This window comes from Campylobacter sp. CNRCH_2013_0671h, from assembly GCF_025773055.1.
Classification (GTDB): Bacteria; Campylobacterota; Campylobacteria; order Campylobacterales; family Campylobacteraceae; genus Campylobacter_D; species Campylobacter_D lari_D.
Map to the genome: position 1 here is coordinate 217,007 of NZ_JAKMTG010000001.1, position 18,933 is coordinate 235,939.

Annotated in this window: 23 protein-coding genes and 1 tRNA gene; 17 read left to right on the forward strand and 7 right to left on the reverse strand. The window is 28.3% G+C overall.

What is annotated here, in order from left to right:
- The first annotated feature begins 42 nt into the window (after nucleotides 1-42).
- The 3 genes from gltX to L8X97_RS01100 are packed head-to-tail and all read left to right on the forward strand — an operon-like array spanning nucleotide 43 to nucleotide 3,265.
- Nucleotides 43-1,338: a glutamate--tRNA ligase gene (gene gltX, locus L8X97_RS01090; RefSeq protein ID WP_263662430.1), complete on the forward strand. Its 1,296-nt coding sequence runs from the start codon at nucleotides 43-45 to the stop codon at nucleotides 1,336-1,338.
- 1 nt (nucleotide 1,339) lies between these two features.
- Nucleotides 1,340-1,627, forward strand: coding sequence for a YggT family protein (locus tag L8X97_RS01095; protein ID WP_012661430.1), 288 nt, complete (start codon nucleotides 1,340-1,342; stop codon nucleotides 1,625-1,627).
- A complete protein-coding gene (locus L8X97_RS01100) occupies nucleotides 1,628-3,265 on the forward strand; it encodes a lytic transglycosylase domain-containing protein (protein WP_263659682.1) in 1,638 nt (545 codons plus the stop codon).
- On the opposite strand, the gene L8X97_RS01105 is transcribed toward L8X97_RS01100, so the two are convergent.
- The gene (locus L8X97_RS01105) at nucleotides 3,153-3,647 is read right to left on the reverse strand and encodes a hypothetical protein (protein ID WP_133318928.1); all 495 of its coding nucleotides are present in this window, start codon (nucleotides 3,645-3,647) and stop codon (nucleotides 3,153-3,155) included. The two genes, L8X97_RS01100 and L8X97_RS01105, sit on opposite strands and share 113 nt — an antisense overlap.
- An 87-nt stretch (nucleotides 3,648-3,734) precedes the next feature.
- On the opposite strand from L8X97_RS01105, the gene mobB reads away from it, so the two are divergent.
- From mobB to L8X97_RS01135, 6 genes are all read left to right on the forward strand, one after another.
- Nucleotides 3,735-4,214, forward strand: coding sequence for a molybdopterin-guanine dinucleotide biosynthesis protein B (mobB, locus tag L8X97_RS01110; protein ID WP_133318927.1), 480 nt, complete (start codon nucleotides 3,735-3,737; stop codon nucleotides 4,212-4,214).
- A gap of 9 nt (nucleotides 4,215-4,223) precedes the next feature.
- The gene (locus L8X97_RS01115) at nucleotides 4,224-5,072 is read left to right on the forward strand and encodes a class 1 fructose-bisphosphatase (RefSeq protein ID WP_133318926.1); all 849 of its coding nucleotides are present in this window, start codon (nucleotides 4,224-4,226) and stop codon (nucleotides 5,070-5,072) included.
- Complete coding sequence (locus L8X97_RS01120) at nucleotides 5,072-5,266, forward strand: hypothetical protein (protein ID WP_133318925.1); 195 nt, start codon at nucleotides 5,072-5,074, stop codon at nucleotides 5,264-5,266. Before L8X97_RS01115 ends, L8X97_RS01120 begins: the two co-directional genes overlap by 1 nt.
- A 12-nt stretch (nucleotides 5,267-5,278) precedes the next feature.
- On the forward strand, nucleotides 5,279-7,165 hold the full coding sequence (metG, locus tag L8X97_RS01125) for a methionine--tRNA ligase (protein WP_263659684.1): 1,887 nt from the start codon (nucleotides 5,279-5,281) through the stop codon (nucleotides 7,163-7,165).
- A complete protein-coding gene (locus L8X97_RS01130; RefSeq protein ID WP_263659685.1) occupies nucleotides 7,166-8,107 on the forward strand; it encodes a hypothetical protein in 942 nt (313 codons plus the stop codon).
- Nucleotides 8,108-8,168: 61 nt separating this feature from the next.
- Nucleotides 8,169-8,912: a substrate-binding domain-containing protein gene (locus L8X97_RS01135; protein WP_263660322.1), complete on the forward strand. Its 744-nt coding sequence runs from the start codon at nucleotides 8,169-8,171 to the stop codon at nucleotides 8,910-8,912.
- A gap of 41 nt (nucleotides 8,913-8,953) precedes the next feature.
- On the opposite strand, the gene L8X97_RS01140 is transcribed toward L8X97_RS01135, so the two are convergent.
- The gene (locus L8X97_RS01140) at nucleotides 8,954-9,526 is read right to left on the reverse strand and encodes a YceI family protein (RefSeq protein ID WP_133318921.1); all 573 of its coding nucleotides are present in this window, start codon (nucleotides 9,524-9,526) and stop codon (nucleotides 8,954-8,956) included.
- Nucleotides 9,527-9,588: 62 nt separating this feature from the next.
- Nucleotides 9,589-10,254, reverse strand: a complete 666-nt coding sequence (gene queC / locus L8X97_RS01145) for a 7-cyano-7-deazaguanine synthase QueC (protein ID WP_263659687.1) — start codon at nucleotides 10,252-10,254, stop codon at nucleotides 9,589-9,591.
- Between the two features lie 52 nt (nucleotides 10,255-10,306).
- Between queC and ybeY the strand changes: the two genes are divergently transcribed.
- The gene (gene ybeY, locus L8X97_RS01150; RefSeq protein ID WP_220566256.1) at nucleotides 10,307-10,717 is read left to right on the forward strand and encodes an rRNA maturation RNase YbeY; all 411 of its coding nucleotides are present in this window, start codon (nucleotides 10,307-10,309) and stop codon (nucleotides 10,715-10,717) included.
- Between the two features lie 294 nt (nucleotides 10,718-11,011).
- Here ybeY and L8X97_RS01155 read toward each other — a convergent pair whose 3' ends face one another.
- Nucleotides 11,012-11,422 carry a PepSY-like domain-containing protein gene (locus tag L8X97_RS01155; RefSeq protein ID WP_133318918.1) on the reverse strand — a complete coding sequence of 137 codons (411 nt, stop codon included), beginning with the start codon at nucleotides 11,420-11,422 and terminating at the stop codon, nucleotides 11,012-11,014.
- Nucleotides 11,423-11,535: 113 nt separating this feature from the next.
- On the opposite strand from L8X97_RS01155, the gene L8X97_RS01160 reads away from it, so the two are divergent.
- Together L8X97_RS01160 and L8X97_RS01165 are read left to right on the forward strand one after the other, a co-directional pair.
- The gene (locus L8X97_RS01160) at nucleotides 11,536-12,066 is read left to right on the forward strand and encodes a rhomboid family intramembrane serine protease (protein WP_133318917.1); all 531 of its coding nucleotides are present in this window, start codon (nucleotides 11,536-11,538) and stop codon (nucleotides 12,064-12,066) included.
- Complete coding sequence (locus L8X97_RS01165) at nucleotides 12,063-12,554, forward strand: SixA phosphatase family protein (protein ID WP_133318916.1); 492 nt, start codon at nucleotides 12,063-12,065, stop codon at nucleotides 12,552-12,554. The genes L8X97_RS01160 and L8X97_RS01165 overlap by 4 nt, the downstream gene beginning before the upstream one ends.
- 421 nt (nucleotides 12,555-12,975) lie before the next feature.
- On the opposite strand, the gene L8X97_RS01170 is transcribed toward L8X97_RS01165, so the two are convergent.
- Nucleotides 12,976-13,176, reverse strand: coding sequence for a molybdenum cofactor biosynthesis protein (locus L8X97_RS01170; RefSeq protein WP_263662431.1), 201 nt, complete (start codon nucleotides 13,174-13,176; stop codon nucleotides 12,976-12,978).
- A gap of 94 nt (nucleotides 13,177-13,270) precedes the next feature.
- Here L8X97_RS01170 and L8X97_RS01175 point away from each other — a divergent pair, with 94 nt between their 5' ends.
- Both L8X97_RS01175 and L8X97_RS01180 read left to right on the forward strand, forming a co-directional pair.
- A complete protein-coding gene (locus L8X97_RS01175) occupies nucleotides 13,271-13,954 on the forward strand; it encodes an aspartate/glutamate racemase family protein (RefSeq protein WP_263662432.1) in 684 nt (227 codons plus the stop codon).
- The gene (locus L8X97_RS01180; RefSeq protein WP_263662479.1) at nucleotides 13,954-15,021 is read left to right on the forward strand and encodes a tyrosine-type recombinase/integrase; all 1,068 of its coding nucleotides are present in this window, start codon (nucleotides 13,954-13,956) and stop codon (nucleotides 15,019-15,021) included. Before L8X97_RS01175 ends, L8X97_RS01180 begins: the two co-directional genes overlap by 1 nt.
- Before the next feature lie 34 nt (nucleotides 15,022-15,055).
- Here L8X97_RS01180 and L8X97_RS01185 read toward each other — a convergent pair whose 3' ends face one another.
- Complete coding sequence (locus L8X97_RS01185; protein WP_263662433.1) at nucleotides 15,056-15,913, reverse strand: DMT family transporter; 858 nt, start codon at nucleotides 15,911-15,913, stop codon at nucleotides 15,056-15,058.
- An 84-nt stretch (nucleotides 15,914-15,997) separates the two neighbouring features.
- Between L8X97_RS01185 and murA the strand changes: the two genes are divergently transcribed.
- Together murA and L8X97_RS01195 are read left to right on the forward strand one after the other, a co-directional pair.
- The gene (murA, locus tag L8X97_RS01190) at nucleotides 15,998-17,254 is read left to right on the forward strand and encodes a UDP-N-acetylglucosamine 1-carboxyvinyltransferase (RefSeq protein ID WP_263660325.1); all 1,257 of its coding nucleotides are present in this window, start codon (nucleotides 15,998-16,000) and stop codon (nucleotides 17,252-17,254) included.
- Nucleotides 17,251-18,411 carry a molybdopterin molybdotransferase MoeA gene (locus L8X97_RS01195; protein WP_263662434.1) on the forward strand — a complete coding sequence of 387 codons (1,161 nt, stop codon included), beginning with the start codon at nucleotides 17,251-17,253 and terminating at the stop codon, nucleotides 18,409-18,411. The genes murA and L8X97_RS01195 overlap by 4 nt, the downstream gene beginning before the upstream one ends.
- A 30-nt stretch (nucleotides 18,412-18,441) precedes the next feature.
- On the opposite strand, the gene L8X97_RS01200 is transcribed toward L8X97_RS01195, so the two are convergent.
- Nucleotides 18,442-18,738, reverse strand: coding sequence for an invasion antigen C (locus L8X97_RS01200; protein ID WP_039668370.1), 297 nt, complete (start codon nucleotides 18,736-18,738; stop codon nucleotides 18,442-18,444).
- A gap of 109 nt (nucleotides 18,739-18,847) precedes the next feature.
- Between L8X97_RS01200 and L8X97_RS01205 the strand changes: the two genes are divergently transcribed.
- A tRNA-Gly gene (locus L8X97_RS01205) sits at nucleotides 18,848-18,922 on the forward strand.
- Nucleotides 18,923-18,933 lie beyond the last annotated feature (11 nt).

Genomic DNA, 18,933 nt, shown 5'->3' on the forward strand with positions numbered 1-18,933 from the left:
TTAATTGTATAATGATAAAAAAGTTTTTTAAAAGGATAAATAATGTATAGGTTTGCACCATCGCCTACTGGAGATATGCATATTGGAAATTTAAGAGCAGCTTTATTTAATTATATTAAAGCAAGACAAGAAAATTCTGATTTTATTTTGCGTATTGAAGATACGGATAATGCTAGAAATATAGTTGGAAAAGAAGAAGAAATAAAAGCTATTTTAAAAGAATTTGGTATAACTTGGCAGCATTATTATGTACAAAGTGAGAATTTGAAATTTCATCGTCAAATGGCTTTAAAGCTAGTAAGTGAAAAAAAAGCTTTTGCTTGTTTTTGTACCGAGGATGAATTAGCTCATAAAAAAGAACTAGCTAAAAGTAAAAATCAAGCATATAGATACGATGGTACTTGTGAAAAACTTGCAGATATTGATGTATTAAATTGTGAAAAACCTTTCGTAATCCGTCTTAAAAAACCTCAATCGCAAATGAAATTTATAGACTATATTAAAGGTGAGATTGGTTTTAATCCTGAAGATATTGATAGTTTTGTAATTATGAGGGCTGATAAAACCCCAACTTATAATTTTGCTTGTGCGGTTGATGATATGCTAGAAGGTGTTACTTGCATTATAAGGGGCGAAGATCATGTTTCAAATACTCCTAAGCAAGAACATATTAGAGCAAGTTTGGGTTATGATAAAAGCATGACTTATGCACATTTGCCTATCATTTTAAATGAAGAAGGTGTTAAAATGAGCAAAAGAGAGGCTCATTCTAGTGTAAAATGGATGCTTGATAATGGATATTTAGCAAGTGCTATTGCAAATTATTTAATACTTTTAGGTAATAAAACTCCAAAAGAGATTTTTACTTTAGAAGAAGCCATAGAATGGTTTGATTTGAAAAAAGTTTCAAAATCTCCTGCAAGATTTGATACTAAGCGTTTAATGCAAATTAACCGTGAGCATATAAAAATGCTTGATAATGATAAATTAAATTCTTTATTAAATTTAGGCAAAGATGTAGCTGAGCTTGCAAAATTTTATACTCAAGAAGCTAGCACGCTAAATGAGATAAGAGAAAAAATACAAGCAATTTTTGCAGTTAAAAATTATAATGAATTTGAAAATGAATGTAAGCTAATTAAAGAGATTTTAAAAGATTTGGATTTACCTCAAGAATACGATGAGTTTAAAAAGATTTTGATGGAAAAAACAAATTTAAAAGGTAAAAATTTCTTTATGCCTTTGCGTTTAGTATTAACAGGGGTTACTCATGGACCTGAAATGAGTGAAATTTATACTTTAATTAAGCCTTTTGTTAAAAAAATTATAAAGGAGTAAAATGGGAGTTGGAACAAGTTTGATTGTATCTTTGGTGCAAATTTTTTCTTTAGTTATTGAAATTTATGTATGGATTATAATCATTGCAGCATTGATTTCTTGGGTAAGGCCTGATCCATATAATCCTATAGTGCAAATTTTATATCGTTTAACTAATCCTGCTTATGCTTTTGTAAGAAGGTTTATTCCTACTACTATAGGGAGTATTGATTTAGCACCTTTGATTATTATTTTAGGATTAAAATTTATCCAAATATTTTTATCAAATTTAATTTTAGGAAGTTTATAAGTGTTGAAAAAAAGTGTAGTGTTACTTTTAGCTGGAGTGGTTTTTGCAAATAGTGCAATGTATTCTTATAAAGAATTAGAGCAAAGACCAAATTCTTTAGCTAAGGATTATTATTTATATCGTTTATTAGAAAAAAATGAATTTAAAAAAGAAGAAGTTGAAGGTTTAAAAGAACATATTTATCGTTATGCAGGGCGTATTAAAAATGCCATTGAAGCCATTATTCCGCCTTTGGGGTATAATAAAGAATATGAAGCTTGTTATAAATTTAATACGCAAAATATCTTAGATGCTAATGCTACTTGTCAGCTTATAAGATTAAATAGTTTAACTTTTATACAAGATCTTAATGCTTCAGTGCGTAATGAGATGAAAAAAAATATCCCACAGGATAATCCAAATTTAACAAAACTTTTAGAAGCTTTTGATGCTAAAGATCCTCTAAGTTATGCGGTTTTAAATTATGATAGTGCTAATTTTTATAAAATCTATAATTTCTTAAAAGATAAAAAAGATTTTTTCTTAGAAAAAGATTTTGTAAATGAATTAGCTAAAGAAAAAGAATTTACAAATTTTGTAAAAGAAATTATCATTAAGAAAAAAAGTCCATTGATAAGAAAATCTCTAGTCAATGTAGATGCAAATTTAACTTTTCAAGATAATGCTTTTTATCTAGGTGTAAATGCTATTTTAGAAAATGACGATAAAAAAGCATTGGAATTTTTTCAAGTAGCAAAAGATACTTTTAAAAGCAAACCTTTGGCAGATAATGCAAATTTTTGGCTATATTTGATCACTCAAGATAAAAAGTACATTGATGAGCTTGCTCAAAGTGATTCTTTAAATATTTATAGTCTTTATGCAAGAGAGTTAAAAGGCTTGCCTTTACCTAAAATAGAAGAATTAAAGCCAAAAAAACAAAAAAATAATTTTGATATGAAAGATCCTTTTGCTTGGCAAAAGCTCGCAAAAGAAATTGCAAAAGGTACTCCTAATGAGCTAGAAAAACTTGCAAAAGATTTTTATACCAAGGAAAATATCGCTATTTATGCCTATATTAAAGAAAGGGCCGAAGGTTTTAAAAAACATTATTTTATTATGCCTTATTTTGAATATTTAAAAGATTATTCTACACAAAGAAAAGCTATGATTTTAGCTTTAGCTAGACAAGAAAGTCGTTTTATACCAACAGCCATTTCAACTTCTTATGCTTTGGGTATTATGCAATTTATCCCATTTTTAGCTAATCATATAGGCAATAAAGAACTGCAAATTCCAAATTTTGATCAAGATATGCTTTTTGAACCAAAAACAGCTTATACTTTTGCAAATCATCATTTAGATTATTTAGAATCTAAACTTAATTCCCCGGTTTTTGTGGCTTATGCTTATAATGGAGGTATAGGATTTACCACTAGAATGCTCAAAAGAGAAGATATGTTTAGAGCGGGAAAATATGAGCCATTTTTATCAATGGAGCTTGTTCCTTATGCAGAAAGCAGGGTATATGCTAAGAAAGTTTTAGCTAATTATGTTGTTTATTTGCATCTTCTGAACGATAATACACCGATTTCGAAATTTTTTGAAACTTTAGCTCAAAACACTGATTCTCAAAACACAAATCAAGTTTTAAAATAGGTTTTTGCACTAATTCATTAAGAGTGATTTTGTAATAACTTGCATAATCACTCTTAATGATATATTTAAATAATTTATCATTTTGATCTAAGGTTTTTATATTAGTTTTTTCTCCATCTATGAGTATTGAAATTTGCTCTTGCTTGATGTTGATATTTGGCAAAAAACTAAGTACAAAAACTTCTTTTTGACTTTTTTCATCTAATACAGGGTTTAAATAGCTCAATAAAGCAACTACTCTATTATCTTTATAATTAAAATTAATTTTTTGTGCATACATTAGAGTTTGGCTTTTTAAATTAATTTCACTTTGCTCTTGGGTTTTATTAGAGCATGCGGTAAAAATAAGTGTTAAAAAAATAATCATATAAACTTTTTTCATATTTTTGTTCCTAATTTTTTTATAATTATAAGCTTTTAACTTTTAAAAAGATATAATTTCATTTATTTTATTTGATTTAAGGAAGTTATGAAAAGATTAGCAATGGCTTTTAGCGGGCCTTCCAATTCAGGTAAAACGACTTTGATTACTCAAGTTGCTAAGTATTTTATGGAACAAAATTATAAAGTATGCATTATAAAACACGATCCAAAAGATAAAGCAAGCTTTGATATAGCAAAAAAAGATAGTTTTAAATTTTTTCAAAGTGGTGCTGATGTAATGGTTTTAAGTCCTACAAGGACAACTTTATTTACACATTCTCCAAGTACTTTAGATGAAGCTATTTCTAAGCTAGGAGAATTTGATTTTTTACTTATAGAGGGCTTAAAAACCTTAGATATGCCAAGAATTAGCGTTTTTTGTAAAGAAGTAGATGAGAGCTATTTTGCTTATTCTAAGGCTATTGCAAGCTATGAGAAAATTGAAAATAAAAATTTAACTTGGCTTTATTTGGATGATTTGGAAAGTATTTGTGATTTTATATTAAAAAATTCAAAAAAAGTATAGAGGTAAAATATGCAAGAATTAATTGACGATATACAAAAAGCAGTGATTGAAATTTCAAAAGAACTTAGATATTTAAAAGATTTTGATTATACCACTTCTCAAAATGCCACAGGAGATAATCAATTAAAACTTGATGTAAAAAGCGATGAGATTATCACTAGAATTTTAAAGCAAAGCAAAGGTTTAAAAAGCTTAATTAGCGAGGAAAAACAAGAGCAATTGCTAATCAATGAAAATGAAAAATATGTTGTTGCTTATGATCCTTTAGATGGTTCTTCTTTAGTAGATGTGAATTTTGCTATAGGTTCTATTTTTGCTATTTATGAGCAAAAGGCTAGTGCAAAAAATCTAAAAGCAGCAATTTATGCTATTTATGGCGTGCGTTTAGAGCTTATAGTGTGTATAGACACTCCTAAGCTTTATAGATTAAACGAAAAAGATGAATTTGTTTTTGTTAAGGATTTAAAATTAAACGAAAAAGGCAAATTAAATGCAAGCGGTGGGACACAAAAAAATTGGTCAAATACTCATAGAGCCTTTATAAAAGCTTTATTTGATGAGGGTTATCGCTTGAGATATTCTGGTGCTATGGTGAGTGATTTGCACCAAATTTTACTCAAAGGTGGAGGGTTGTTTTCATATCCTGCAACAAGCGATGCACCAAATGGAAAATTAAGAGCATATTTTGAGGTGTTTCCTTTTGCTTTTATTTTTGAAAAAGCAGGAGGATTTTCTACCAATGGAGAAAATGATTCTTTACTTGATTTAGAATTTGAAAAAATTCATGCAAGTACGCCATGCTTTTTGGGTTCTAAATATGAAATTGAAAAACTAAAACAAGCTTATAAAGGTTTTTAATGGCTGAAGTTAAAGATGAATTTGAGTTGGCTTTAGAAGTTAAAAAAAATGAACTTCAAGCTTGTCAAAACGAAAAAAAAATAAAATCTTGTTTACCTTGCTCTATGATTTTTGAGTGCTCTTTAAGAAAAGAGTATATAGAAGCAGTTTATAAGAGTATGTCTAAAGGTAAAGAAGGTGGATTTGATTTTTAATAAAGGTTGAAAATGCGTTATATTACTACCCCGATATATTATGTAAATGATGTGGCTCATATTGGTCATGCTTACACTACGATTATAGCAGATACTTTGGCTAGATTTTATCGCTTACAAGGAGAAAAAACATTCTTTTTAACAGGCACAGATGAACATGGTCAAAAAATAGAGCAAGCTGCTAGCGTTAGAAATTTTACTCCTAAAGAATATGCAGATGAAATTAGTGCTAAGTTTAAAAAACTTTGGGATGAGTTTGAAATTTCTTATGATTATTTCATTAGAACTACGGATGAAAATCACAAATTAAGCGTTCAAAAAGCATTTAAAAAAATGTATGATAAAGGTGATATTTACAAAGGCACTTATGAAGGCTTTTATTGTGTTTCTTGTGAGAGTTATTTTACTCAAACTCAACTTATAAATGAGTGTCATTGTCCAGATTGTGGTAAGAAAACACAGCTTTTAAAAGAAGAAAGTTATTTTTTCAAGCTTTCTAAATATCAAGATCAAATTCTTAAATGGTACAAAGAAAAAGAGCCGATTTTACCCAAAAATAAGGCTAATGAGTTGATTTATTTTGTAGAAGGTGGCTTAAAAGATCTTTCCATTACAAGAACGAGTTTTGAATGGGGTATAAAGCTTCCAAAAGAACTAAATGATGAAAAACATGTGGTGTATGTTTGGCTTGATGCTTTGATGAATTATGTGAGTGCTTTGGGCTATGGACTTGATGATGAAAATATGGATCTTTGGCCTGCTTATATACACTTTGTAGGCAAAGATATTTTGCGTTTTCATGCAGTGTATTGGCCTGCGTTTTTGATGAGTTTAGAACTTCCTTTACCTAAATTTATAGCAGCACATGGTTGGTGGACTAAAGATGGTGAAAAAATGAGCAAATCTAAAGGTAATGTAGTAGCGCCTAAAGAAGTAGCAGATACTTTTGGTTTAGAGGCTTTTAGATATTTTTTACTCAGAGAAGTTCCTTTTGGTAATGATGGAGATTTTTCGCAAAAAGCATTAATCACTAGAATCAATGCAGAATTAAGCAATGAGCTTGGAAATTTATTAAATAGAATTATCGGTATGAGTGCTAAGTATTCTCAAAATATTATTGAGTGTAAAGATGTGAATTTGTATTTTAATCAAGAATTAAATGAATGCAAAGAGTATTTAGATAATGCAATCAATGCTTTGGAAAATATCCAGCCAAATCGCTATTTAGAGGAACTTTTCAAGGCTTTATCTTTAGCAAATTTAAGTATTAGTAAATATGAGCCTTGGAATTTGATTAAAAATAATCAAACGCAAAAAGCTAATGCTTTAGTGGCTTTATGTGCTAATATTTTAACAAAAGCAACTATTTTACTTTCAGCTGCTATGCCAAAGACAGCATTAAAAATTGCAAAGGCTTTAAATTTTGAAATATCAAACGAAAATTATCAAAAACTAATTTTAAATAATCAATTATGTGATTTAAAATCAAGTGCATGTGAAGCTTTGTTTCCAAAAGTTGAATTAACCCAAGAAAACAAAAAAGAAGAAAAATTAGAAGAGAAGCCAAATTTAGCTCAAATTAAAATAGATGATTTTAAAAAAATCGAAATCAAAGTAGCATCAGTAAAAGATTGTCAGAATATAGAAGGCAGTGAAAAGCTTTTAAAATTTCAACTTGAACTTGAAAATGGCGAACTAAGACAAGTACTTTCAGGTATTGCTAAATTTTATAAAGCTAGTGAGTTAATAGGCAAGCAAGTTTGCGTAATTACAAATCTAAAAAAAGCTAAAATTTTTGGTCATGAAAGCCAAGGTATGATTTTAAGTGCTCAAAAAGATGAAAAATTAGTTTTGATAAGCCCGCAAGGCTTTATCGAAAATGGAGCTTTAATAGGCTAGATGAATATTTCTAACTTTATCGAACTTATTAATGCTCGAGTTTTAAATTATGGAGCAACTTCTAGTGTTTATGATTTTAGTATAGATTTAAACAAAGTCAAACAAGCAAGTGTATTTTTTGCTAAGAATAATGAACAAGCTAGTTTTGCTATAAAACTTGGAGCATATGTTATAGTAAGTGAGGAAAGATTAAAACTTGAAGATAAAGATGTGTTTTATCTTCAAGTTGATGATTTAGAAGCAACTATTTTTAGACTTTTTAGATTTTTAAGTGAAGAAAAATCTTATGAATTTATATATTGCAATCATGTAGAATTAAAATTTGCAAAGGCATTTAATTTTAAAGTCTTAAACTCAAATATTTTATTAGATTTTGATCTTTTAAAAAATTCAAAAGAAAAAACTTTCTTTTGCTCTGATGATGAAAAATTTATTTTAAAACTTAAATCAAATTTTCATACTTTAAAAGCATGTAAATACGAAATTTTAGGCTCTAAATCTTTATTTCAAACGAGTTTGCTTTGTAAAAATTTGTATTTTAAAGATTTAAAATTTGCATTTTTTTATGCAGATATTTTTGCTAGATTTATTGATTTTGCTGAAAAGCAAAATCTATCTTTTAATTTTAATGAAAAAAAGTTAGATCTTTTTAAGGCATATTTTTTAAACTCAAAAAATGAAATTTGTGCTTTTGGTGGAAGTTCTAGAGTAATTTTACTTGTGGAAAACGAAAAAGATTTTGAATTTATATGCCAAAAGCTCCAAGGCGTTAAAGATTTCAAAATAGCATTAAAAAATTCATTATTTTGTGATTTTTCTTATATAAATTTGAGTGAATTAAAGAATTTTTTTGATTTTAAATATTGCCTAATCAAAGAAAGCGAAGAAGAGTTTTTGGAGTATTTTTTAGCACGAGAGAAAAAAATTAGTTTATTTGATTAAAAAAATATCAACTTTAAAAAGATATATTTACGATTTTATTTTATTAATTTAAGGAAAAAATATGAAAAAATTTTTATTTTTAAGTTTATTTGCTGCAGCTGCATTAAATGCTGAAATTTTAGTTTATGGTCCAGGTGGTCCTGCTCCTGTTTTGAAAGAGCTTGCTAAGCAATTTGAAGAAAAACATGGAGAAAAAGTTATTATTAATGCAGGACCAACACCTAAATGGATAAAAAAAGCAAAAACAGATGCTGATATTATTTATTCAGGTAATACTTCTATGATGGATGGTTTTGTTAAAGCAATGCCAAAACAAATCAAAATACAAGATGTTCAAGTTTTAAATGCTAGAGGCTCGGGTATGATTGTGAGAGCAAATAATCCAAAAAAAATTAAAAAATTTGAAGATCTTTTAAAAGATGGTGTTAATGTTATGGTGGTTGATGGAGCAGGGCAGGTTGGCTTATATGAGGATATGGCTTTAAAAACAGGAAAAATTGAAAACCTAGAAAAATTAAGAAAAAACATTAAAGTATATGCTAAAAATTCAAAAGCAGCGGTTGATGAGTGGAAAAATAATCAAAATATCGATGCTTTAATCATTTGGACACATTGGATTAAAGCAGTTGGAGAGAAAGAAAATAAATTTATTTTAGCGGATAAAAATTCAATCATTTACAGAGCGGCTGAAATAGTTCCAACGCAAAAAGGTTTAAAAAATCCAAAAGTAGCTGAATTCATCAAATTTACACAAAGTAAAGAAGCTCAAAAAATTTGGAAAAAAGAAGGTTGGGTAGCTAAATAAAAATCAAAGCATTTTACAAAAAGTAAAATGCTTTTATAGTATTATTTTTCGTTGATTTCTGCTTCGATGCTAATTTGTACTTCATCGCTAAGTGTTAAGCTAGAAGTATCAGGAGCAAATTTGAAATCACTTCTTTTAATTTGTCCTTGTAGAGTAAAACCTGCTTTTTCTTTGCCACTATCTGTTTTAATAACGCCGCCAATTTCAGTATCTAAAACAACATCTTTGCTTACTCCAGCAATGCTTAATGAGCCATACATTTTACCTTTTTCATTAGAGATTTTTTCATATTTACTCATAGTAAAAGTAATGTTTGGATGAGTTTTTGCTTTAAAAAAATCATCTTGTTGTAAATGCGCATCTCTTGCTTTATTTTCTGTGTTTATAGAAGCAACTTTTATATTTGCTTGAAGTTTGTTAAATTCAAATTTAGCACTATCAAAATCAATTACTGCATCATAATCTTTAAAATTTCCATTTACATTGCTAATTTGTAAATGTTTGATTTTAAAAGCTACATTTGTGTGTGCTTTATCTAAGCTAAATTCTTTACTCAAAGCACTACTTGCCAAAATCGAAGCAGCTAAAAATGAACCAAATAATATTTTTTTCATGTTTTCTCCTTAATGTTTAAAAAAGCAAATTATACAAACTAAAATAAAATGAAAGTAAATTTTTAAACATATTCTATAAAATCTTTTACATTAGCCTCTTTAAAGCCTTTTAGTCTTAATAAACAACTATCACATTTACCACAAGCTTTATCTTCTCTTTCATAGCAAGACCAAGTATATTCTAAGGCTACCTTTTCTTTTAGGGCTAATTCAACTATTTGTCCTTTACTTAGATGAACTAACGGGGTTTTTATTTGTACTTTGCAAGTTTTTGTTGTTCCTTCATTGATAAATTCATTGGCTTTTTGTATAAATTTCGCACTGCAATCAGGATAACCACTGCTATCTTCTTGTACCACTCCTATAAAAATACTTTCACAATTTTCCTTTTCAGCTATAGCACCTGCGATAGATAAAAAAATACCATTTCTAAAAGGAACATAGGTATTTGGGACTTCTTTTTCATGTAGTTTTTCTTTGGGAATTTCTAAATTTAAATCTGTTAGTGAGTTTCCTCCAATATTTGCTATAAATGACACATCTAAAATATATTTTGTTTTTATGTTAAGTTTTTCACAAATTTTATTAAAACATTCCCTTTCTTTAAGCATGGTGCGTTGGTTATAGTCAAAATGTAAAGCAATGATCTCATATCCTTCTTTTTTAGCTAAATATGCACATAAAGTACTATCCATACCACCACTTATAATACAAAGAGCTTTTTTCATGCTTTTCCTTAATTTTGATATAATTTGAAATTATAAAATCAAAAGGATAATAATGATTTTTTGTGAAGAAGAAATGGATATTTCTTTTCTTGAAAAAATAGCCCAGAAAATGAGCGATCAAAATATAGAGCTTGTTTTGGTAGATGAAAGAGTTATGCGTGAGATTAATTTTAGTCAAAGAGGTATAGATAAAACTACAGATGTGTTATCTTTTCCTTTGATACAAAATTGTGAAAATTTACTTGGCAGTATTGTGATAAATTTAGATGAAGTAAGTAAAAAAGCAATGGAGTATAAACACAGTAATGAAGAAGAGATGGCATTACTTTTTATACATGCTATGCTTCATTTACAAGGATATGATCATGAGGTAGATCAAGGACAAATGAGACAAAAAGAACAAGAATGGATTGAATATTTTAAGCTACCAAAAAGCCTGATAGTAAGAGTGCAAGAGGAGTAAATATTTAAAAAATTTTAGCTTATGTGTGAGTTATATACCTATAATGAAAATACATTTATACTAAATATTTTAGGAAAAATTTGATATTTGTTTATCTAGTTTGACAAAGAGTAGTACTAATTATGATTTTGTCCAAACAAAGTAAAATCAATATTTAAGGTGAGAAAATCAATACGGAGCCTATGATAAAGCTCCTTATTCTGCCGGAGCAATTGAAATTTTTATAAGTTTTGATAAGGGTTAAAGCCTTTTTAGAAGAAAATTTAAAACTTGCTTATTTGATCTTAAACAATTTTAATCGTCAAATTTTTGTCTTAAAATAGTCCCATTATCATCAATATAAAGTTTCATTTGATTATTAAGTTCTATTTTGTAATATGAAATTTTTCTTTCTATTTCAATAATCGCTGCATTTGGATAGGTATTTTTAATGGTATTTTGTATTGCTAAAGGCAAAATAGCATAATTTAAAGATCTGAAATTTTCAGCTTCTTTAAATTCTCCATTGAGTGAAAACTCAATTTCACTTCCATCACTTAAATAAATTTCGTAAGAATATCCATCTTGTTCTACTAGACCAATCTCTGCATTAAAGTAATCTTTAATAAACTGTTTGATATTTACCGGCAAAGAATCAGGTGCTATGACTATACCAGCATTAAGAGTATTTAAACTAATCAAAAAAGCTAAAGCTAGTTTTTTCATTTTTAACCTTATTATATTTTTGACGATATTGTATCTTATTAATGTGAATTTTATGTGTAAGCTAGAATTTAAATAGCTTTTTGTTATAATTATCAAAAATACAAAGTAGGGCAATGGTAGCTTCATTTTTAATCGCTTTTAATGTTATTGTATTTATTTTTGTAAATTATCTTTATTTTGGTTCTTTAAATTTAGATACTATTTTGGGTTTAAATTTATTTTTTTTTCAAGGATTTTACTGGCAAATTTTAAGCTCAATATTTATGCATGGAAATTGGCCTCATTTGATTTTAAATATGATAGTGCTTTTTCAATTTGGTTCTATGCTTGAAAAATACTTAAAAAGTTTTAAATTTGCCTTGCTTTATTTAATCGGTGGAATTCTTTGCTCTTTGCTTAGTGCTTTTTATGTGTATTTAAGTTTTGATGGTAGTTTTGTAAATGTAGTGGGTGCAAGTGGTGCTATATGTGTTTTAATGGGGTATTATGCATATTTGGATAAAACCGCCACCAAAGGACTTATTGTGGCTATATTGTTAATGAGTTTTGTGCCTATTTTTATGGGTGTTAATATAGCTTGGTATGCACATATTTTTGGCTTTATATGTGGATATGCTTTGGGTAAATTTAAGGTTATAAGATGAAATATATCTATTTTATTCGTCATGCTAAAGCTCAAAAAGAAAATTACGATCAAGATTTACAACGAGAACTTAGTTCTAGTGGAAAAGATGATTTAAAAACTATGATTTATAGGATTAAGGATTTAGAATTTAAAGCTCAAAGCATTATCTCAAGTCCTGCTAAGCGCTGTATAAAAACAGCACAAAAACTCTGCAAAAGCTTTTCTTTAAAAGAAAAAGATATCAAGATAGAAAAAAGCTTTTATGATGGTAATTTAAAGGATGTGTTAAATTTTATAAAAGAATCAAAAGAGAGTAGGGTAGTGCTAATTATGCACAATCCTTTATTGCAAGAACTTTGTGAGTATCTAGCTCATATAGATTTAGAAAACTTTCCAACTTCTGCTATTTTATGTATGCAATTTGATATAAAAGAATTTAAAGATATAAAAGAACACAGCGGGGAAGTTGTGTTTTTTGATTATCCTAAAAGTCAAGAAAATAACTAATCTACATTTTTAAACTTCAAATTTATTTAAGCAAAAATATAAACTAAAATTTAGTTGAAATGAAAAATATACATCTTTAGTCTTTTATAGCTGCATAAAATAACTTATAATATTTTTCAAAAAATTATACTTATTTTTTTATGGATAAATTATTTTCATCCAAAAAATAAAATGCTTTAAAATACTATATTATAGGTATTTTTAAATATATTTTACTTATGTATAAACAGATAAATATAAAAGTTTGAAAATTATAGTTTTCAATACAAAATATATATAATTTCAATATTTTACTATTTATCATATAATTTTACATATATATTAAGTTTAAGTTAAAATATTTTTATAGACTAAAAAAGTTAAAATGATGAGTAAAAAAAGAAATTAATACAAAAGTTTAACTTGTGTGGAGTTTTTGATTTTATTTGGATTTTTGAATCAATCTTGAAAGTTGTTTTGCTAAAAGTTTAGCACTATTTTCATTTTTGCTAAGTTTTTTCATATTTTCTCTAAATTCGTAAAGTCTTTTTTCTTGTGTAAAGTCATTATTTAAAGTATTATCTTGTTTTGAAATATTGTTTTGTTTTATTTGCTTTTGCGCGGTTTTTTTCTTAAAAAACATATCATCACCCTATCTTTGTTTTTATAATTATAGCTTGATATTTTTTAAGTAAGATTTTTTTATAATTTTTATATTAATTTTAAAAGGAAAAAAATTGAAAACCATAGGTTTAATAGGCGGAATGAGTTATGAAAGCACACTTAGTTATTATGAAATTATCAATAAATTAATAAATGAAAAATTAGGAAAATTACATAGTGCTAAGATAGTTTTAACTAGCGTTGATTTTGAAGAAATAGAAGAATGTCAACGAAAGAATGATTGGCAAAAAGCAAGTGAAATTTTAACCCAACATGCCCTACTTTTGCAAAAAAGTGGAGTTGATTTTATATTAATTTGCACTAATACTATGCATAAATGTTATGAAAATATACAAAAAAACATTCAAATTCCTATCTTACATATAGCTAAAGCTATGCTTTTAGAACTTCAAGAGCAAAATATCGATAAAGTATTGTTATTAGGGACAAAATACACTATGCAAGAAGATTTTTATAAACAACTTTTAATTAACTCAAAGATTGAAGTTTTTATTCCCAAAAATGATGATATTTTAAAGCTTAATGATATTATTTTTAATGAACTTTGCAAAGGTATTATAAATGAAAAATCAAAAAGATATTTATGTGATTTGATTGCTCAATTTTCGGAGGTTCAAGGAGTGATTTTGGGTTGTACTGAACTTGGTTTGATTATAAAAGAAAGCTCTAAAAAGCTATTTGATAGTGCATATATCCATGCTAAAATGGCTACTTTGAAAGCTTTGGAGAATGAGTGATGAAATATCCTCTAGATTGTGAAGAAAATTTTGAAAGGTCATTTTTATTTTGGCTTTGTAGATATGTGAAATTTAAGCTTAATTCTTTATCAAATAAGGAATTAAAAGACCCTCAAGCTTTGGCTGTAGTAAATTTAGCCTTAAGCAAGGGTGTTAAAAATATACAAGAGCTTGATGCTTATGTAAAAAAAGCAAGAAATGCAGGACTTAGCGGTGTAAATACGTATTTTAATCCTTTGAAAAAACTTTATGAGTATTTGTTATTTTACAAGCTTTATTCGCTAAAACAAATCGATGAAGAGCTTTTAGTAGAAATTTTAGCAAGTATTAGTGCTTCTTTGTCTGATGCGAGTAAGAAAAACTACCGTATAGCTGTGATTAATTTTTTTGCATTTTTAGATAAACAAAATGAAGAAGAAAATAAAGCTCATATTTTTGATATCAACCTTAAAAACTGGGCGGGTATAAGTGGTTCTAAGGGAGTTAAGCTACCTGAGTATATGAGTGAAGATGAAGTGAGTAAATTTTTAGATGCTATTGATAATACAGATTTTAAAAGTAATACCATACGCAATCGCTTGATTATTAAAATCATCATTTTTACAGGAATTAGGGTTAGTGAAGCTATTAATATAAAATTAAAAGATATTAGCGAAGAAAATGATCTTTATATTATACGCATTAGAGCTAAAGGTAATAAATACCGCGTTGTGATGATTAAAAAAGAGCTTATAGAACATCTTTTAAAAGATGTAAGGGTAAATTATCTTTCTTATGATGGACTTTTATTTGTCAATCGCAATGGCAAAGCCCTAACCCAAGCTTATGTTTCGCGTATAGTAGAACAAATTTTATTTAAAGCAGGAATTCGCAAGCAAAAAAACGGAGCTCATATGTTAAGACATACTTTTGCTACCCTACTTTATAAAAAACAAAAAGATTTAGTTTTAGTCCAAGAAGCACTAGGGCATGCGAGTTTAAATACTTCAAGAATTTATACGCACTTTGATAATGAAAAGCTAAAATTAGCTGCAGAGGTAGCCAAAAAACTTCACGATAGAACCTAGATAGTTTTATCTAGTATTTTTTAATCACTTATTCTTAGTGTTTTTTGGCATTTAAAAACACACTAAGAATGATCAAAGCAAAAGCAAAAAGATCAATCACATTATAAATAGTTCCTAAAAATAAAAAACTCATAAAAGCAGCAGCCACGGGTTCTATACAAGCTATCATACTAGCTTTAAAAGCCCCTATTAATTCAACTCCTTTTAAATATAAACAAAAAGCCCCTATTGTGCCTATAAATACAATCGCGCTCATAGCCAAAAAGGAATTTAAAGAAAAATCATGTTTTGGGATATTTCCTTGCAATAATACAAAAAGCAAAAAAGAAGCAAATAAACTAGCCAAACCCATAATTAAAAATAAGCCATATTTTGCTATGATAAGCCTAGCACTCAAAGAATAAAACGCTACTCCAAGAGCTCCAAAAAAAGCCCAAATAATACCTCTTATATCAAGTTTTAATGTATTAATATCTCCATTTGTTATAAGTAAAAATAAAGCAAAAAGTATTAAAAACAAAGCGATTAGTTCTACTTTTTTAGGAAAAATTTTATTTTTAAAACACATAAAAAGCATTATGATTAATGGTGCGTTGTATTGTATCATCGTGGCAGTTCCTGCATCGGTATAATAAATAGCTTTAAAATAACCATATTGAGTTATCAATAAACCAAAGATAGAAAAAATTAAAAGAGAGCTAAGTTCTTGTTTTTGCTTTAGCAATTTTAATTTGAAATTTTTTGCACCCAAAATTATTAAAATAACGCCGGTAAAAAGCAAACGATAAAAACTTACCCATTCAGTAGAATAATGATTTTTAAACAAATACTCAGCCAAAACCCCACTTATGGCCCAAAATATCCCACCAAGTATGACTAGAAAAACTCCCAAAAAACACCTTTAATCTTATTAATTTATATAATATTTGTAGTAAAATATTATTATATCATTATGTATATATTTTAAGGAAAATTAATGACTTATTTAGAGATTGATGGTGTTGAAAAGTTAAATGGAGAAGTGATAATAAGTGGTGCAAAAAACGCTGCACTTCCTTTGATAGCTTCAAGTATTTTAGCTAAAAATGAAGTGCAAATTTCAAATTTACCAAATGTAGCAGATATTTGTACCCTACTTTCTTTACTTGAAAATTTAGGAGCAAATTATACTTTTAAAGACAATTTTGCAAAAATAAATACAAAACATTTAAATAAAACCATAGCAAAATACGACATCGTGCGTAAAATGCGTGCTTCTATACTTACCTTAGGGCCTTTACTAGCTAGATTTGGAAATTGTGAAGTTTCTTTACCGGGAGGTTGTGCTATAGGCCAACGCCCTATTGATTTACACCTTTTAGCTTTAGAAAAAATGGGAGCTAATATTGAGATTAAACAAGGCTATGTAGTAGCTAGTGGAGGGCTTAGGGGTGCTGATGTGATGTTTGATAAAATCACTGTTACAGGCAGTGAAAATATCATTATGGCAGCAGCCCTAGCTCATGGTAAAACTAGACTTTTAAATGTTGCTAAAGAGCCTGAAGTGGTGCAACTTTGTGAGGTTTTAGCTAGAGCCGGGCTTGATATACAAGGCATAGGATCTTCTGAACTTGAAATTTATGGCACAAGTGGAGAACTTTTAGAATTTAAACCTTTTGAAATTATTCCTGATCGTATTGAAGCAGGAACTTATCTGTGTGCAGGAGCTATCACTAACTCAAAAATCACTCTAAAAAAAGTCAATGCAAGCCATCTTAGTGCAGTTTTGGCAAAGCTAGGGCAAATGGGTTTTAGCTTTGATATTAATGAAGATAGTATTAGTATAAATCCTGCTAAAGAAATCAAACCAGTTGAAATTTTAACTAGCGAATACCCAGGCTTTCCAACGGATATGCAAGCACAATTTATGGCTTTAGCTTTAAAAGCAAATGGTACAAGTATTATTGATGAAAGATTATTTGAAAATCGTTTTATGCATGTAAGTGAGCTTTTAAGAATGGGAGCTGATATAAGATTAAACGGGCATATTGCTACTATAAATGGCACTAAAGAGCTTTTGGGAGCTGATGTTATGGCTACTGATTTGCGTGCGTCTTCTGCTTTGATTTTAGCGGCTTTAGCAGCTAAGGGAACTAGTAAAATTCATAGAATTTATCATCTTGATAGAGGGTATGAAAATTTAGAAGAAAAATTTAAAAAACTAGGCGCAAGTATAAGAAGGCTTGAAGAATGAGAGATATTTTTGCAACTTTAGATTTTTTAAAAGAACAAATCAAAACAAAAAATGAATTTCAAAAAGTAAATTTGACACAAGCTTTGGGGTGTATTTTATATGAAGATGTTTTTGTGAAAAAAAACCTACCCGCTTTTGATAATTCTGCCCTAGATGGTTATGCACTAAATTATACACATAAGAATGAATTGCTAAAAATAAAAGGAAGCATTTTAGCAGGCGATAAAAATGATTATATTTTAGAAAAAAATGAATGCTATAAAATTATGACAGGAGCTAAAATTCCTCAAAATGCAAATACTATTTTAATGTTTGAAGAAGCTTTGCTTGAAGATGAAAAGCTCAATGCCAAAAATGCTAAAGAAAACAATGCCATCCGCTTTAAAGGCGAGGAAGCAAAGCTTGGAGAACTTTTGTTTAAAAAGGGGCAAAAAATCACTTCAGGCATGGTAGCTATGCTCGCTGCTCAAGGAATTTATGAGTTAAATGTCGTTAAAAAATTGCGTGTTGGGATTTTTTCAAGTGGAGATGAGCTTGTAGAACCTTGGGAAAATGCTGATGAATACAGCATATATAATGCAAATGCTTTTGGAATTTATGCTCTTTTGCAAGATTATGCTGATGTTGAGTATTTGGGACTTATAAAAGATGATTTAAATGCATATAAAAAGCTTTTAGAAAATAAAGAATTTGATATGCTTGTAAGCAGTGGTGGAGCTAGCGTGGGTGAGGCTGATTTTATCAAACAAGCTTTACTTGAGTGTGATTTTAGCCCTATTTTTGAAAAAGTAAATGCTAAACTTTGTAAGCATGTAAAACTTTTTAGCAAAAGCGATATGCTTTTTCTAGCCCTACCGGGAAATCCTTTAGCCTCTTTAGTTTCAACGCATATTTTTGCAAAAAATATACTCAATTTACTTTATGGTAAAGAACTTTTGGAAATTGATAAAGCAAGATTGACTAAAGATTTAAATTTCAAAGGTCAAAGAAATGATTTTGCTTTTGGAAAATTAGTCGATGGGTATTTTAAACCAAGTGAAGCTAAATTTGGCTCAGGTATGCTAAAACCTTTATGTGAAAACACGCATATTTTAATCACGCAAATTGATGATACAAAATTAGTAAAAGATCAAGAAGTTAAAGTTTTAAAAATTTAATAGGGTATTGCACTACCCTATTTTGAATGATTAACTTCTTGCTTTATCTAAAGTTTTAAAAAGATTGTTTAAGATATTTTCTTCATTTTTTTGGTATTTGCTTTGGCGTAATTTCTCCCAAGCATATACGCTATAATCTTTAGAAATTGAACCTATATTTAAATCTGTATTACTAAAAGCATTGTTGCTATCTTTTTTATACTCTTTTTCCTCTTTGTCTTTAAGTGCATTAAGTGTAGCTTGAAATTCATCTGAAGATGTGTTTTTTTCTTTGATTTTTGTCATATTGTTTAAGGCTAGCGGACTATTTTTATCATTTACTTGCATGAGTTGCTCCTTGTTAAAATTTAATAATCACAAGCAAAAAACATTCCTTAATTTTAAAAACTTGACAATAAAATAAAGTTTTGATAAAATCACACTCTACTTTCAAAATGCGGGAATAGCTCAGGGGTAGAGCACAACCTTGCCAAGGTTGGGGTCGCGAGTTCGAATCTCGTTTCCCGCTCCACTTCTTTTAAC